Below are 13778 nucleotides of genomic sequence, written 5' to 3' on the forward strand. Positions count from 1 at the left end.
ACATCATAACTGACAATGACTGATTAGCTTTGAGCATCATTGGAGAAGCCTGGCGCCCCTACCCGGTGCCTGGGAGGAGGGAAAATTGACAGCAGTCGCCAACTTTTTCACGCGTATCGTCAACCGCTACATGCCGGACCCACTGGTGGTAGCGATTATCCTCACCGGACTGACGCTCGTCTTTGCGATGATCTGGGAGGGAACGAATTTCGTCGATGCCACGCGCTACTGGGGCGACGGATTCTGGAACCTGCTGGCCTTCACGATGCAGATGACCGTCATTCTGCTCGCAGGCTACATCCTCGCCAAGACGCCGCTGGTGGACCGGCTGATGGATCGGGTCGTCGCCGGCATCCACACACCTCAGGCAGCCGTCATCGCCGCCACGCTTTTCGGCGGGATCGGCAGCTGGCTCAACTGGGGTTTCGGTCTGGTGCTGGGCACGCTGATTGCCCAGAAGTTGGGCCAGAAGGTCAAGGGCCTTCACTATCCGCTCGTGATTGCTGCCGGTTACTCCGGCTTTGCCGTCTATGGTGTGGGGCTTTCGGGTTCGGTGCCGTTGCTCATCAACACGCCCGGTCATTTCCTTGAAAGCTCGATCGGGCTGATCCCGCTCAGCGAGACGATCTTTTCCCCCTATCTCATCGTGATGAACCTCATCATCATCGTCACGCTGCCGCTGTTCAACGCCATGCTGCATCCGAAGCCCGGTGAGAAGGTCATCGAGGCAAAGCGCATCGCCCCCGCCGCGACCGAGAACTTGGAACAGCCCCAGAAATACGACACCCTCGCCGACCGGCTCAACAATTCGCCGGTGATCGGCATCGGGATGGGAGTGTTCGGTCTGATCTACGCCGTGCTCTACCTGCTTGAAGGCGGCGGCATCACGCTGAACTTCGTGAACCTGCTGTTCCTGTTCCTCGGGATCGCACTCTTCGTCACGCCCAACCGCTTTCTCGCCGCCGTGAATGACGGGGTGCGCGTCGTGGGGGGCATCATCATCCAGTATCCGTTCTATGCCGGTATTCTGGCAATTCTCGCCGGGTCCGGGCTGGTTGTCACCTTCTCGAACTGGTTCGTGTCCTTCTCCAGTGCAGAAACGCTGCCATTGTGGTCGTTCATCTCGGCGGGGCTGATCAACATCTTCGTGCCCTCGGGCGGTGGGCAGTGGGTCATCCAGGGGCCGGTGATGACGGAGGCCGCACTTCAGCTTGGCGCTTCCATCCCCGCAACCGCCCTCGCCGTCCAGATCGGGGACCAATGGACCAACATGGTGCAACCCTTCTGGCTTCTTCCTGCGCTGGCGATTTCCGGGCTGAAGCTCAAGGATATCATGGGCTACATGGTGCTGATCCTGTTCTACCTCGGTGTGATTTTCGGCGTCACCTGCGGCATCTGGGGCGTCATGGGGGCGGCTGCCTGATGCCGTGGATGGTAGAAACCTACGACAGGCCGGGCGCGGGGGATCTGCGCCTCCGCCTCCGGCCCGAACACCTCGCCTATCTGGAGGAGAACAAGGCTCTTCTCCTTGCCTGCGGCGCCAAACTCGATGACGCGGGCGAGGCTGCGAGCGGCGGCGTCTATCTGCTAGATGTGGAAAGCCGCGATGCCGCAGAAGCCTTCATCGCCGCCGATCCCTTCTTTTGGGGCGGGCTGTTCGAGACCGTCTTCGTCACCCGCTGGCGCAAGGCCTATCTCGACGGACGGAACACATTGCAGGAGGGCTGACATGCTCTATCAGGTCGAAATGACGGTGAACATTCCCCAGGATATGGAGGAGGACACCGTTGCCGGCATCAAGGCGAGAGAGAAGGCCTATTCTCAGGATCTGCAGCGGCAGGGTATCTGGAGGCATATCTGGCGCGTCGCCGGAAGCTATGCAAATGTCAGCATCCTTGATTGCCGCGACAATGCCCATCTGCACGAGGTGCTGACGGCGCTGCCGCTCTATCCCTACATGGATATCTCCGTAACCCCGCTTTGCCGGCATCCCTCCTCCGTCCGGGAGGGCGATCTGTGATGGGGTTCCAACGCCGTGCTGCCGTCATAACCGGCGGAAGCGGGGGCATCGGCGCGGCAATCACCGCGAGGCTGAAGCACGACGGTTTTCAGACGGTCGTCCTCGACGTCACGGAGCCGGAGGCGACCGTGGATGCCTTCGTTCGGGTGGACCTTTCCGATCTGGACGCGGCCCGTTCGGCCGCCGCAGAGATCGCGAACCGCTTTGCCGTCACCTGCCTTGTCAACAACGTGGGCGTGGTCATGCCAGCCCCGCTGGAGGCGGTGCGGGCAGAGGATATGGACCGGCTGATGAACATCAACCTGCGCCCCTCCATCGTCTGCGCGCAGGCTTTTCTTCCGGGGATGAAAGCGGCGGGCGGCGGGCGCATCGTGATGAACACAAGCCGGGTGACGCTCGGCAAGGAGCTTCGCACGCTCTATTCCGCGACCAAAGGGGCAGCACAGTCCATGGCGCGGACATGGGCGCTGGAGCTCGGCCCGCATGGCATCACGGTCAACTGCGTCGCTCCGGGCCCTATCGGCACCGACGCCTTCTGGCGGAACAATCCCCCCGACGCGCCGCGAACGCAGGAGATCGTCAATCACATCCCGGTCCGCCGCATCGGCACGGGGGAGGATGTGGCAAACGCCGTCTCCTTCTTCTGCGCGCCGGACGCAGGGTTCGTCACCGGACAGACGCTGTTCGTCTGTGGCGGCGTGACCGTCGGTTAGGTGGAAGGGGCAGTGGGGTGAAAGGGGCCGTAAGGCCCCTTTTCCTCAGGCCAGATGCTTTTGCAGCAGCGCGGCGACTTCGGCGGGCTGCTCGACGCAGGGCAGGTGTCCCGCGCGCGCGATTTCCACATAGGTCGCGTTTGGGATCGCTTCAGCCATTCCCTTGACCAAAGCGGGCGGTGTGGAGGCGTCATCCGCTCCGGCGATTACCAGCGTGGGCTGGGTGATACGCGCGAGATCGGCGGTATAATCGGCATCGCGGATCGCCTCGGAGACCTGGCAATAGCCGTCGGCGGGTGTCCGCTCCAGCATGGCCCGCCACATGGCGAAATCCTCGGTCGCCTCATAACCGGGAGCGAACCAGCGTTGCAGGATGGCAGCGCTCACGGAGGGAATGCCATTGGCTCGGATCGCTTCGATCCGGGGGTTCCAGATGTCCGGCGAGCCGATCTTCGCGGCGGTATCGGACAGCACGAGATGGCTCATGCCCTCCGGCCGCCGAACGGCGAGCCGCTGCATGATCAGCCCCCCGACCGACAGGCCGACGCCCGCGAAACGCCGGATGCCATGGTGGTCGAGCAACGTCTCCGTATCATCCGCCATCGTCTCGATGGTAAGCACCGGACGCGCCACGCTCAGCCCATGACCACGCTTGTCCTGCCGCAACAAGCCCCAGCTTTCCGGAAGCAGGGCAACGACCCGGTCCCAGACTCGCAGATCGGTACCAAGCGAATTGGCAAAGACAACCGTCGGTGCATCGCCCTGAGGCGCGCGCCAGCCGTGGTGGATGCCATCGACAGCGGTAAAGAACTCTTGGCGCAAATCAGTCTCCTTCAGCGGGATCGCTCCCGTCCAGACAGGACAGGAGCAGGTGCAGCGGGCGGCTTTCGCTGTCCGCACGATAGACGAGCGAGATATTGGCAGTAACGCCGGTCTCCGTCAGCGGGCGGTAAACGACCCCGCTCATCTGGATGTTGCGGATGGCTTCGGGCACGATGGCCACGCCCAACCCCGCCGCGACGAGGCTGACGATGGAGGCAAACTGCGGCGAGCGCTGCACGATGTTCGGCGTGATCCCCGCGACAGCGCAAGCCGCGTGCATCGCCGCCGAAAACCCCGTCTGCGGCGGAAGATGCGTGGCGATGAATGGATCGCGCGACAACTCGGCCAGCGCGACGCATTGTTCTGTCGCGAGGCGGTGGTCGGAGGGCAGGGCAATCCACAAGTTTTCTTCGCAGAGCGTCCTGCTCGCCACATTTTCCGGCATGTCGGCATAGGGCAACCGCACGATACCCGCATCGAGATTTCCTGCGGCGATCTCCGGGATCTGCTGGTCGAGGTCCATGAGGCGCAGCGTCAGCACCGTTTCGGGCGCACATGCGCGATAGTTACGGACAAGCTGCGTCAGCACCCCGTTGAAGGCCGCCGCGCCGATATAGCCAAGCGCCAGTTCCCCCATCATGCCGCGCCCGGCGCGAAGTGCGATGTCTTCCGCTCGCCGGGCCTGTCGCAGAACGGCGCGCGCTTCGGGCAGGATCAGCGCACCGGCCGGCGCAAGACGCACCCGTCGGCGGTTCCGATCAAAGAGCACGGCGCCGACGACTTCTTCCATCTGCTGCAGTTGAAGCGTGAGCTGCGGCTGCGAGATGTTCAGCCGCACCGCCGCATGGCCAAAGTGCAGTTCCTCTGCCAGAACGACAAGAAGTTCGTAGTGTTTGAGCGTGAGCACGTATCATTCAGCCGCTGTTATCAGAAAGACAGATAACAAAATTCGCCGGAAGGGCAACGGCAGCTTTTACCAGCGCGCATGACACGCTTCACGCGGCATTAGCCCTCCGTGATGGACCGAAGGCTCCGCGCCACATCCTGAAGCGCAAGAAAAGCTGCGTATCGCCTGCTGTGAAGAGCCGCGATATCGTCACCCGCTGGCCAGAACGTCTCTCCGGTTGCGGAAAGCCGCGACATGCCGTCCCGCATGTCGTGGACCAGACCGCCCGCCATGGCGCCGAGGATTGCGGAGCCGAGCAGCACCGGTTCATCCGATTTCGCGGAAAGCACCGGCAGGCCCGTCGTATCGGCGAGAAGCTGACGCACGAGCGGAAGTTGTCCCGCGCCGCCGGAGATCGTGATCCGCTCCACATGTGCGCCGGCCTGCTCCTGTGTCTCGATGATCTGCCGCAGCCCGTAGCCGATGCCGCACAGCCCCGCGATATAAAGTGCCGCGAGGCTGTCGATATCCCTGTCCATGCCCAGACCGGCGATGACCGCCCGCGCATGGGGATCGGCGAAGGGTGCGCGGTTCCCGAGGAACTCCGGAACCACATGCAGACCATCAGCCAGCAGGACGGCCTCAGAGGAAGAAGCCGCCCGGCGCATAGCTCTTCCTGCGAGGAAAGCGGGCAGGCTCTCTCCCTCTGCCCGGGCCATCTCCGCTGCCTCCTGCGTGGCGGGATGGGAAGCGATCAGCTGCTCGATAGCGGCGCCGGCTGCGGATTGCCCGCCTTCGTTCAACCACATGCCCGGGACCATCGCAGAGAAGTATGGCCCCCAGACACCGGGTACGAAAACGGGTTTCGCCGTGGTCGTCATGGTGCAGGATGAAGTCCCAAACACATAGCCGAGATTGGCCACAGGGTCGCCCTCGGCCCCGACAGTGCCTATGCCGCCCGCATGGGCGTCGATCAGGCCAGCGCCCACCGGCGTCCCGGGAAGAAGGCCAAGTTCCGACGCCGCCCTCTCCGTCAGGCCTTCGCCGAGTGCGGTGCCCGGCTCCAGGATCCGGGTGCCTATGCGGACGAACTGCTCCTCTGCCAACTGGCCCAATCCGATCTGGTGGAAGTAGCTCGCATCCCAGCGGCCCTCATGCGCGAGATATGTCCATTTGCATGTCACCGTGCAGGTGGAGCGGGCGATGTCCCCGGTCGCGCGCCATGTGAGGAAATCGGCGAGATCGAAGAACGCCCACGCGGCGCCGAACACTTCCGGCCGGTTCTCTCGCAGCCAGAGGAGTTTCGGCGTCTCCATCTCCGGCGAGATGCGACCGCCGACATAGTCAAGAACCGGATGGCCTTCGGCATTTATGCGTTCGGCCTGACCGATGGCCCGGTGATCCATCCAGACGATGATGTCGCGGGCAGGATCTTCGGAGGGCCCGACAGGCAGGGATGCGCCGCTTTCACCCAGAACGACAAGCGAGCATGTCGCGTCGAACCCGATGCCGAGCACGTCCTGCGGTACAAGAGCCGCGCGCCGCATCGCTTCCCGCACGGAAAGGCAGACGGCGTTCCAGATATCCGCGCTCGACTGCTCCACGATGCCGCCCGGCTCTCGCCACAGGCGTATGGGGTGGCTCGCCGAGGCGAGTGCCCGCCCGGTAAGATCGAAAAGCCCCGCCCGTGCGCTCCCCGTGCCGACATCGATACCGAGCACCGCCTGCATGTTACAGATCCACGCTGTTGGGCAGGATTACAAGATCGCGCACCACCACTCCCCGCGGGCGGGTGAGCATGAAGACGACGGCCTCCGCCACCTCTTTGGGCTGCATGAGAGAGCCGTTGGCCAGCGCCTCCTCCATCTTCGCCTTCGGCCAGTCATCCAGAAGAGCGGTGACGACTGGGCCGGGCAGCACCGCGCCGACCCGAATTCCATGCGGCGCAACCTGGCGACGAGTTGTGTGGACGAATGCCTGAACAGCAAATTTTGATGCGGTGTAGATCGGTTCCCACACGACCGGCACGACACCTGCGACGGAAGATGTGAAGAGGATATCGCCGGTTCTGCGCTCGATCATATAGGGCAGCACCGCGTGAACGGAACGGAAGGCTGCATTGATGTTGAGGTTCAGCATCCGGTCCCAGACATCCGGATCTCCCTCCGCCACGGGACCGCCGACATAGGCACCGGCATTGGCGTGAAAGATGTCAAGCGAACCCGCGAGGTCGAGGATCCGCGGAAGCAGGCCCGAGACCTGTGGGCCGTCCAGAAGATCGACGGTAAGGGGCAATGCCGCTGGCCCGATCTCGGCACAGAGCGTTTTCAGCCGCTCCTCCGCCCGGTCGATCAGCACCACTGTCGCCCCTTGGGCCACCAGCGTCCGGGCGCATTCCAGCCCGATCCCAGAGGCCGCACCGGTGATTGCGGCAACCTTGCCGTTGAGCGATTCCGCCATGTTTCCGTCCCCTTACGCGCGGCCGTGGCTGACGCGCGACTGCCGCGCGAGACTGTCCACGATAACCGCGATGGCCAGCACGCCGCCCGTGATCATGTAACGCAGCGAAGAACTGAGGTTGAGAAGTGTCAGGCCGTTGGAGATCGCCTGGATGACGATGATCCCCAGAAGCGCCGAATAGGCGCTCCCCCGTCCGCCAAAGAGAGAGGTCCCGCCGATTACCGCCGCAGCGATCGCGTTGAGGTTGACGTCGCCGGTGCCCGCCTGCTGGCTTGCCGAGGCGAGCCGCGCGGCCGAAAGGACACCCCCCAGCGCTGCCAGCGTGGAACAGAGAACGAAGGCCGAAATGGTGATCCGCCGGACATCAATGCCCGCCCGCCGCGCGGCCTCCGCATTCCCGCCCGTCGCGAACATGGACCGCCCCCATTTCGTACGGGTGAGCGCGTAATCCATCACCACGACGAGAGCGACGAACAACACGAACATGTAGGGAATGCCGCGGCCCTGATTGAGGTACCACACCGCGAACTCGATCCCGAGGGTCAGCGCCGCAGCCTTGAGGATCAGGACGCTGAGGCCGGGATAGGAGAGGTTCGCGGCCGCGCGACGCTGCATCGTCCTGAGGCCGAGCAGAAGTACAGCCAGCCCCGGGAGCGCGCCCAGTATGTAGGAGAGCCAGTCCGGCATCACGAGGATCTGGCCAAAGCGCACGAGGGGCGACGCATAGGGCAGGTTGATCGACCCGCTCGGACCCAGAATGTAGAGCTGCAACCCGAGCAGTGCCAGCAGTCCGGCGAGAGTGGAGACGAAGCTCGGCATCCCGAAGCGGTTGAGCAGCACGCCGTAGATCAGACCCACCAGCGCCCCGAAGGCCAGAGCGGCCAGAATGGCAAGCGGCAATGAGACGCCCATGTTCACCCAGAGCACGCCGACGATGGCGGAGGCCAGCCCGCTCATCGACCCGACGGACAGGTCGATCTGCCCGAGCATCAGGACAGCCACGATACCGAGTGAAATGAACCCGACCGTCGCACAGTCGAAGAGCAGGTTCACGAGATTGTTGGGGGCCAGGAAGACCGGGTTCAGCACACTGAACACGATCGAGATCACGATCAGGCCGACGATGACGGGGAGCATGCCGAGATCACCCGAGCGCACCCGGTCGATAAATCCGGTGAAGGCGCCACCCAACCCCTCGTCCCGGCGCAAACGGCTGTCGGAGCGGTCAAGACGCGCGGCGTCGGTTTTGCTGTCGGGAAGGGTCATTGTCGAAGTTCCTGCTCCTTGCGGGCCCGGCGGCGAGAGACGGCATTCTCGGTCGCCCCGGTGATCGCGGCGATCAGTTCGGCATGCGGCACATCGGCATCGAATGTGCCGCTGTTCCGCCCGAGCCTCAGCACCGCGATGCGATCGGCGACGGCGCGGACGTCTTCCATGTTATGGCTGATGATGATGACGCCCAGCCCCCGGTCCCGCACCCGCTCTATCAGGTTCAGAACTTCGGCTGTCTGGGCGACGCCGAGCGCGGCCGTTGGTTCATCCAGCATGATGATGCGCGGGTTGAGCAGGAGCGAGCGCGCGATGGCCACCGTCTGCCGCTGCCCGCCGGAAAGCGAGGCAATGGGTTCCCGGACCGAAGGAATGCGCGCGGCCAGTTCGCTCAGCAGCGTCCAGGCGCGTACTTCCATGGCCACCTCGTCAAGCCGGAATGGGGAAATCTCCTGCCCGAGGAAAAGGTTTGCTACGACGTCCAGGTTCTCGCACAGCGCGAGATCCTGAAAGACGGTGGCGATGCCCATTTCCAGCGCCTTGCGCGGGCTGTCGAGTGTAACGGGCTTTCCCATGAACTCTATAGTGCCCGAAGTGGGCTGGTGAACCCCGGCCAGAACCTTGACGAGCGTCGATTTTCCCGCGCCGTTATCTCCGACCAGCGCCACGACCTCTCCCGCCCGAACATCGAGCGAAATGTCGGTGAGAGCGGAGACCGCGCCGAACTGTTTGGAGATGCCTTTGAGCCGCAGGATGGGCGTGTCGCTGGAGGTGATCGTGCCGCTCTCCGGCCCCGCCGCTGCGCCGGCGCCGCCGTTGATGCCTTGCTCCGCCGTCATGTGAGATTACCCTTTCCTGTAAGCTGCTCCCGTCCCGTCATCGCGGGACGGGGGCGAGCCATCACTGGATACCGAGCTTCGCGCAGGCGGCGGCATATTCGCCGGTGCAGACCTCCGACGCCTTCTGGATGCCCTTGTCGAAGATCTCAGCCTTGATGTTCTCCGCAGTCACCACGGCGGGAACGAAAAGGCGCGAGGGCGTATCATAGAGCGTAGCCTCTGCCTTCGGGGTTTCGCCCTTCAGGAAAACTGCCACCACATCGGCCGCTGCTGCCGCGACCACCTCCGACGGTTTCGAGATTGTATTGTACTGGTCCCCGGCGATGATGAGTTGCAGCGCCGCGATCGTCGCGTCGTTGCCGGTGACGGGCGGAACCGGGTTTACTCCGGCGGCCTTGAACGCAGCAATCGCACCGCCAGCCGTGCCATCGTTCGCGGCGACCACGCCCTTGATATCCGCGCCGAAGCGGGTGATCTGACCCGCTGCCCATTCCTGCGCCTTGGGAGGTGCCCATTCCGGCGTATCGAATTCCGAGAGCGTCTTGTAATCCGATGCCTGCAGCGCCGCATGAATGCCGTCCCGGATCAGACCGGCTGCCGCGTCAGTGGGAGAGCCGTTGATCTGCAGCACTCCGGCACCAGCCGGCACGCCCGACGCTTTCATATGATCCACGAGCGACTGCGCGATGGCCTGTCCGATCGCCTTGTTGTCGAAGGAGACGTAGTAATCGGCAGGCTTGTCGGGGATCGGGCGGTCATAGGCGATGACCTTCACATCCTGCGATTGGGCAATCTCCACCAGCGCGGCGGCGGCGGCGCTGTCCACCGGGTCCAGCACGATGACTTTCGCACCTTGCGTGATGACCGAGTTGAATTGCTGCTGCTGCAGCGCCGCATTCCCGTTGGCATTCTGATAGATCACGGTGCAGCCCGCACAATGTTTCGCCATGGCCGCTTTGAAGCCGGGGAAGTCGTGCTGCTCATAGCGGGTCGATGCCTGATCCGGCATTAGGAAGGCGACGGTGGCATTGTCTTGCGCCATGGCAGCCGTCGCGACCGTCAGGCCCATCGCGACGCCAGCCGCAAGACGCGGGCCAAGTGCACCGGAAAAACGTGTGGATGTCATCTCTTTCCTCCCAGCGAGATGTCGTAGCTGCTCCGGCATCGCAACTCACCGCGTGCCTGATTCTCCATCAGCTACACCGATTGTGCAAGTTGGCTCAATCGGTGTAGCATGATTGAAAAACATGAAGCAGGATGTCAAGAGCATCCGGCGGAAGGCCAGGGGGAGGCGTCGATGAAAAGATTGGATGGCGACAGCTTCCCCGGAGAAGAGGTGGCTCAGCGGCGGCGGCCCACGATCTATGACCTCGCCTCGCTTGCCGGAACTTCGCCGAGTGCCGTGAGCGCGGTACTCAACGGCAGCTGGAAGAAACGGCGGATCAGCAAGGGGCTCGCTGACCGGATCAACCGTGTCGCGGAGGAGCAGGGCTACGCGGTGAACCGGCAGGCCAGCGCGCTGCGCTCCGCGCGCTCGGGTATCGTCGGCATGATCGTACCGAAATACGACAACCGCTATTTCGGCGCGATTGCCGAACAATTTGAGGCGGGGGCGCGACAGCGGGGGCTTTTCCCCGTCATCACCTGCACCCAGCGTGACCCGGAACTGGAGCTGGAGGCTGCGCGGGAGCTGCTGTCCTATCAGGTGGATTGCCTCGTCGCGACAGGCGCCACCGATCCTGACCGGATTGCCGAACTCTGTGCCGCATCGGGGGTGCGCACGGTCAATCTCGACCTGCCGGGGCTGGCGGCGCCCTCCGTGGTTTCGGATAATTTCGGCGGTGCGCGCGATCTGACCCATCTTATCCTCAGACGCACGGAGACGGTTTCCGGGCGCAGAAGGCCGCTGATGTTTCTTGGTGGCAGACGGAGCGACCACAATACGCTGGAACGCATCCGGGGGTTTCGCGCAGCACATGAGGCGGCCGGAATTCCCTTGCAGGAGGCGCATATCCTTCCCTGCGGCTATGCCGCCGACAAGGTGGAACGCGCCCTGGATGTGCTGGAAGGGCCGCTTGCTGACGGGATTTTTGTCAATTCCACGATCGCGCTGGAAGGGGTCGTGCGCTGGCTGAAAAAGCGGGGGACCGATCCCGAGGCATGCCTGTTCGGCTGTTTCGACTGGGATCCCTTCGCCGCCCTGCTGAAAGGTAATGTCGGCATGGTTCGTCAGGATGTCCCCGCAATGCTGACGGCGCTGTTTGCCCTGCTCGACGGCAAGGCAAAAGCGCCGCAGATCGTCGTCCCCGTGCTGATGGAGCCCGTCGGCTAGATAGACTTAGATCCCCAGATATGCCTCGCGTATCCGCGGGTCTGCGATCAGGGCCTCCGCCGGACCCGCAATGCTGATGCCGCCCGTTTCCATGACATAACCGCGATCCGCGATCTTCAAGGCACCGAAGGCGTTCTGCTCCACCAGCAGCACCGTGACGCCCCTGTTCTTCAGGCTCTTCACCACCTCGAAGATCTGTTGCACGATGATCGGAGCCAATCCCATGGACGGTTCATCGAGCAGCAAGCACGACGGACGCCCCATCAACGCACGCGCCATGGCCAGCATCTGTTGCTGGCCACCCGAGAGACCGCCGGCGGCCAGGTTCCGCTTCTCTCGCAGGATCGGGAACATGCCGAATGCGTCCTGCATGTCCGTCTCCACCTGCGCGTCGGAATAGGGATAGGCCCCCAGCCGCAGATTCTCCTCGACCGTGAGGTTCGTGAAAATCTGCCGCCCCTCCGGCGATTGGGTCAGCCCTCGCGAGGGCCGCCGATACGCGGGTAAGGTGGTGATCTCCTCCCCTCGGAAGGTGATCGAACCCGCGCTCACCGGCTGAACGCCGGACAGACATCGGAGCAGGGTTGTCTTGCCGGCGCCATTCGCGCCGACCACTGTCACGATTTCGCCCGCATCGACGTGAAGATCCACGCCATGCAGCACCTCTATCCGTCCGTAACGCGAGCGCAGCCCTTCAACCTTCAGCATGTTCAGCCCCGAGATATGCGGCGATGACCGATGGATTGCGGCTGACCGTGGCCGGGTCGCCTTCGGCAATTTTCTCGCCATGATCCAGCACGACAATATGGCTGGAGATCCGCATCACCATCTTCATGTCATGTTCGACCAACAGTATGGCGACCCCCGAGGCGGCCACTGCGGCGATAAGGTGGTCGATCTCCTCCGTCTCCACGGCATTGCACCCCGCTGCCGGTTCGTCGAGCAGCAGAATTTTCGGTTGCAGGGCAAGGGCGCGGGCGATCTCCAGCCGTTTGAGCGAACCGTAGGACAGGCTGCCCGCCTCTTTCCCCGCCGCACCTTCGAGACCGACACGCGCGAGCAGGTCCATGGCACCCACCTCGGCCTCCCGCGCGCGGCGACGCGCGGAGGGCAGGGCCAGCATATCGGCCAGGACCGTCCCCCGTTCTTGCAGGTGGTAGCCGGTCACCACATTCTCCAACACGGTCATCGACTGGAAAATCTGCAGGTTCTGGAATGTCCGGCTCATTCCACGACGGGCGAGAAGATGCGGGGCAAAACCCGTCACGTCCTCTCCCGCCAGCATGACCCGCCCCGAACCCGGCTGGTAAAGGCCCGATATCATGTTGAACAGCGTGGTCTTGCCCGCTCCGTTCGGCCCGATGACGGAGACGATCTCTCCGGGGCGGACGGCGAAACTCACGTCGCTCACAGCCTTCAGCCCGCCAAAGGCGATGCCCAACCCCTCAATCGAGAGAAGCGGGTTGCGGTCGCTCATCATTCTCCGTTCCTCCTCAGCTTGCGCAGGAGGGAGGGCAGAAGCCCCTGCGGCAGGAAGATCATCACCAGAACCATCACCAGACCCAGAACCATCTGCTCGTATTCGGCAAATACCGTCAGAACCTGCGGAAGAACCGTGAGAAGTGCGGTGCCGAAGATCGCGCCCAGAACTGAGCCGACACCGCCAAGGACCGCCATCGTCACCATCTCTATGGAATGCATGAAACCTGCGACATCCGGGGTGATGAACTTGTTCTGGAGCGCGAGCAGCGAACCAGAAACGGAGGCATATACCGCGGAGATCACGAAGGCCTTGAGCTTCATTTGCGATACGTCGATGCCGACCGTGCTTGCTGCGACCTCCGATCCGTGAACCGCGCGGAGCGCCCGCCCCGTCGGACTGTCATACAGATTGAGGGCCAGCCACGCGCCAACAACCATGCAAATGCCGCAGAAGAAGTACCAGAACTCACCATTCGACAGATCAAGCCCGATGCTTTTGAGAACCGCCCGCAGGCCGAGCTCCGGAACCGCCATCCCATCCGGCCCGCCGGTGAGGGCGCGTTCATTGTTCAACACCATGGAGACGAGGATGCCGAAGCCCAGCGTGGCGACCCCCAGATAATAGCCCTTCAGCCGCAGGATCGGGCGTCCGACCAGATAGGCGAGCGCCGCAGAAACCGCGGCCCCCAGCAGGATGGAAAGTGCAGGCGACAGCCCCAGATGCACCGGCGCCAACGCACAGGCATAGGCACCGATCCCGGCGAAACCGGCATGCCCGAGACTGATCTGCCCGGCATAACCGATCAGGATGACGATGCCCGTCACCGCGATTGCATTGACAAAGACCAGAGCCCCGACCCGGTAGTAGAAGCTCGACGGAAACAGCAGGGGAGACAATGTCACCAGCGCGATCAGCACTGCCAGAGTGGCGGTTTTCGTATCAAACCTCATGGCA

General features: G+C 63.4%; 15 protein-coding genes. 5 read left to right on the top strand and 10 right to left on the bottom strand.

Going from position 1 to position 13778, the window contains the following annotated elements:
• Positions 1 to 85: 85 nt before the first annotated feature.
• The 4 genes from CN97_RS08460 to CN97_RS08475 are packed head-to-tail and all read left to right on the top strand — an operon-like array spanning position 86 to position 2733.
• On the top strand, positions 86 to 1423 hold the full coding sequence (locus CN97_RS08460; RefSeq protein ID WP_035709828.1) for a short-chain fatty acid transporter: 1338 nt from the start codon (positions 86 to 88) through the stop codon (positions 1421 to 1423).
• 8 nt (positions 1424 to 1431) lie between these two features.
• On the top strand, positions 1432 to 1728 hold the full coding sequence (locus CN97_RS08465) for a YciI family protein (RefSeq protein WP_248700074.1): 297 nt from the start codon (positions 1432 to 1434) through the stop codon (positions 1726 to 1728).
• A gap of 1 nt (position 1729) precedes the next feature.
• Complete coding sequence (gene catC, locus CN97_RS08470) at positions 1730 to 2020, top strand: muconolactone Delta-isomerase (RefSeq protein ID WP_035709834.1); 291 nt, start codon at positions 1730 to 1732, stop codon at positions 2018 to 2020.
• Complete coding sequence (locus CN97_RS08475) at positions 2020 to 2733, top strand: SDR family NAD(P)-dependent oxidoreductase (RefSeq protein WP_035709837.1); 714 nt, start codon at positions 2020 to 2022, stop codon at positions 2731 to 2733. Before catC ends, CN97_RS08475 begins: the two co-directional genes overlap by 1 nt.
• A 45-nt stretch (positions 2734 to 2778) precedes the next feature.
• Here the strand turns inward: CN97_RS08475 and pcaD are convergent, their stop codons facing one another.
• The 7 genes from pcaD to CN97_RS08510 all read right to left on the bottom strand — a co-directional run bounded on the left by pcaD (position 2779) and on the right by CN97_RS08510 (position 10135).
• Positions 2779 to 3555, bottom strand: coding sequence for a 3-oxoadipate enol-lactonase (pcaD, locus tag CN97_RS08480; RefSeq protein ID WP_242685254.1), 777 nt, complete (start codon positions 3553 to 3555; stop codon positions 2779 to 2781).
• A 1-nt stretch (position 3556) separates the two neighbouring features.
• On the bottom strand, positions 3557 to 4462 hold the full coding sequence (locus CN97_RS08485) for a LysR family transcriptional regulator (RefSeq protein WP_035709839.1): 906 nt from the start codon (positions 4460 to 4462) through the stop codon (positions 3557 to 3559).
• A gap of 98 nt (positions 4463 to 4560) precedes the next feature.
• Complete coding sequence (locus tag CN97_RS08490; protein WP_035709842.1) at positions 4561 to 6171, bottom strand: FGGY-family carbohydrate kinase; 1611 nt, start codon at positions 6169 to 6171, stop codon at positions 4561 to 4563.
• Between the two features lies 1 nt (position 6172).
• Complete coding sequence (locus CN97_RS08495; RefSeq protein WP_035709844.1) at positions 6173 to 6901, bottom strand: SDR family oxidoreductase; 729 nt, start codon at positions 6899 to 6901, stop codon at positions 6173 to 6175.
• A 12-nt stretch (positions 6902 to 6913) separates the two neighbouring features.
• Entirely contained in the window at positions 6914 to 8167 is a 1254-nt protein-coding gene (locus tag CN97_RS08500) for a sugar ABC transporter permease (protein ID WP_035709855.1), read from the bottom strand.
• Positions 8164 to 9009, bottom strand: a complete 846-nt coding sequence (locus CN97_RS08505; RefSeq protein WP_051911084.1) for an ATP-binding cassette domain-containing protein — start codon at positions 9007 to 9009, stop codon at positions 8164 to 8166. Before CN97_RS08505 ends, CN97_RS08500 begins: the two co-directional genes overlap by 4 nt.
• Before the next feature lie 61 nt (positions 9010 to 9070).
• The gene (locus tag CN97_RS08510) at positions 9071 to 10135 is read right to left on the bottom strand and encodes an ABC transporter substrate-binding protein (RefSeq protein ID WP_035709862.1); all 1065 of its coding nucleotides are present in this window, start codon (positions 10133 to 10135) and stop codon (positions 9071 to 9073) included.
• A gap of 171 nt (positions 10136 to 10306) precedes the next feature.
• Here CN97_RS08510 and CN97_RS08515 point away from each other — a divergent pair, with 171 nt between their 5' ends.
• A complete protein-coding gene (locus CN97_RS08515) occupies positions 10307 to 11341 on the top strand; it encodes a LacI family DNA-binding transcriptional regulator (protein ID WP_051911085.1) in 1035 nt (344 codons plus the stop codon).
• Between the two features lie 6 nt (positions 11342 to 11347).
• On the opposite strand, the gene CN97_RS08520 is transcribed toward CN97_RS08515, so the two are convergent.
• From CN97_RS08520 to CN97_RS08530, 3 genes are read right to left on the bottom strand one after another with little or no spacing between them, the layout of a single operon-like run.
• Positions 11348 to 12049, bottom strand: coding sequence for an ABC transporter ATP-binding protein (locus tag CN97_RS08520; protein WP_035709863.1), 702 nt, complete (start codon positions 12047 to 12049; stop codon positions 11348 to 11350).
• Complete coding sequence (locus tag CN97_RS08525; RefSeq protein WP_084684058.1) at positions 12036 to 12821, bottom strand: ABC transporter ATP-binding protein; 786 nt, start codon at positions 12819 to 12821, stop codon at positions 12036 to 12038. The genes CN97_RS08520 and CN97_RS08525 overlap by 14 nt, the downstream gene beginning before the upstream one ends.
• Positions 12818 to 13774 (bottom strand): branched-chain amino acid ABC transporter permease, encoded by a 957-nt coding sequence (locus CN97_RS08530; protein ID WP_035709864.1) that lies wholly within the window; start codon positions 13772 to 13774, stop codon positions 12818 to 12820. The genes CN97_RS08525 and CN97_RS08530 overlap by 4 nt, the downstream gene beginning before the upstream one ends.
• Between the last annotated feature and the right edge of the window lie 4 nt (positions 13775 to 13778).

It is taken from the genome of Haematobacter massiliensis (assembly GCF_000740795.1).
GTDB classification, from domain to species: Bacteria; Pseudomonadota; Alphaproteobacteria; order Rhodobacterales; family Rhodobacteraceae; genus Haematobacter; species Haematobacter massiliensis.

What these genes read in the sequence shown, in the direction of transcription:
- CN97_RS08520 (WP_035709863.1), bottom strand. Translation starts at nt 12,049, where the DNA reads ATGCTGAAGGTTGAAGGGCTGCGCTCGCGTTACGGACGGATAGAGGTG.
- CN97_RS08500 (WP_035709855.1), bottom strand. Translation starts at nt 8,167, where the DNA reads ATGACCCTTCCCGACAGCAAAACCGACGCCGCGCGTCTTGACCGCTCC.
- CN97_RS08475 (WP_035709837.1), top strand. Translation starts at nt 2,020, where the DNA reads ATGGGGTTCCAACGCCGTGCTGCCGTCATAACCGGCGGAAGCGGGGGC.
- CN97_RS08510 (WP_035709862.1), bottom strand. Translation starts at nt 10,135, where the DNA reads ATGACATCCACACGTTTTTCCGGTGCACTTGGCCCGCGTCTTGCGGCT.
- CN97_RS08490 (WP_035709842.1), bottom strand. Translation starts at nt 6,171, where the DNA reads ATGCAGGCGGTGCTCGGTATCGATGTCGGCACGGGGAGCGCACGGGCG.
- CN97_RS08530 (WP_035709864.1), bottom strand. Translation starts at nt 13,774, where the DNA reads ATGAGGTTTGATACGAAAACCGCCACTCTGGCAGTGCTGATCGCGCTG.
- CN97_RS08495 (WP_035709844.1), bottom strand. Translation starts at nt 6,901, where the DNA reads ATGGCGGAATCGCTCAACGGCAAGGTTGCCGCAATCACCGGTGCGGCC.
- CN97_RS08505 (WP_051911084.1), bottom strand. Translation starts at nt 9,009, where the DNA reads ATGACGGCGGAGCAAGGCATCAACGGCGGCGCCGGCGCAGCGGCGGGG.
- CN97_RS08515 (WP_051911085.1), top strand. Translation starts at nt 10,307, where the DNA reads ATGAAAAGATTGGATGGCGACAGCTTCCCCGGAGAAGAGGTGGCTCAG.
- catC (WP_035709834.1), top strand. Translation starts at nt 1,730, where the DNA reads ATGCTCTATCAGGTCGAAATGACGGTGAACATTCCCCAGGATATGGAG.
- CN97_RS08465 (WP_248700074.1), top strand. Translation starts at nt 1,432, where the DNA reads ATGGTAGAAACCTACGACAGGCCGGGCGCGGGGGATCTGCGCCTCCGC.
- CN97_RS08525 (WP_084684058.1), bottom strand. Translation starts at nt 12,821, where the DNA reads ATGATGAGCGACCGCAACCCGCTTCTCTCGATTGAGGGGTTGGGCATC.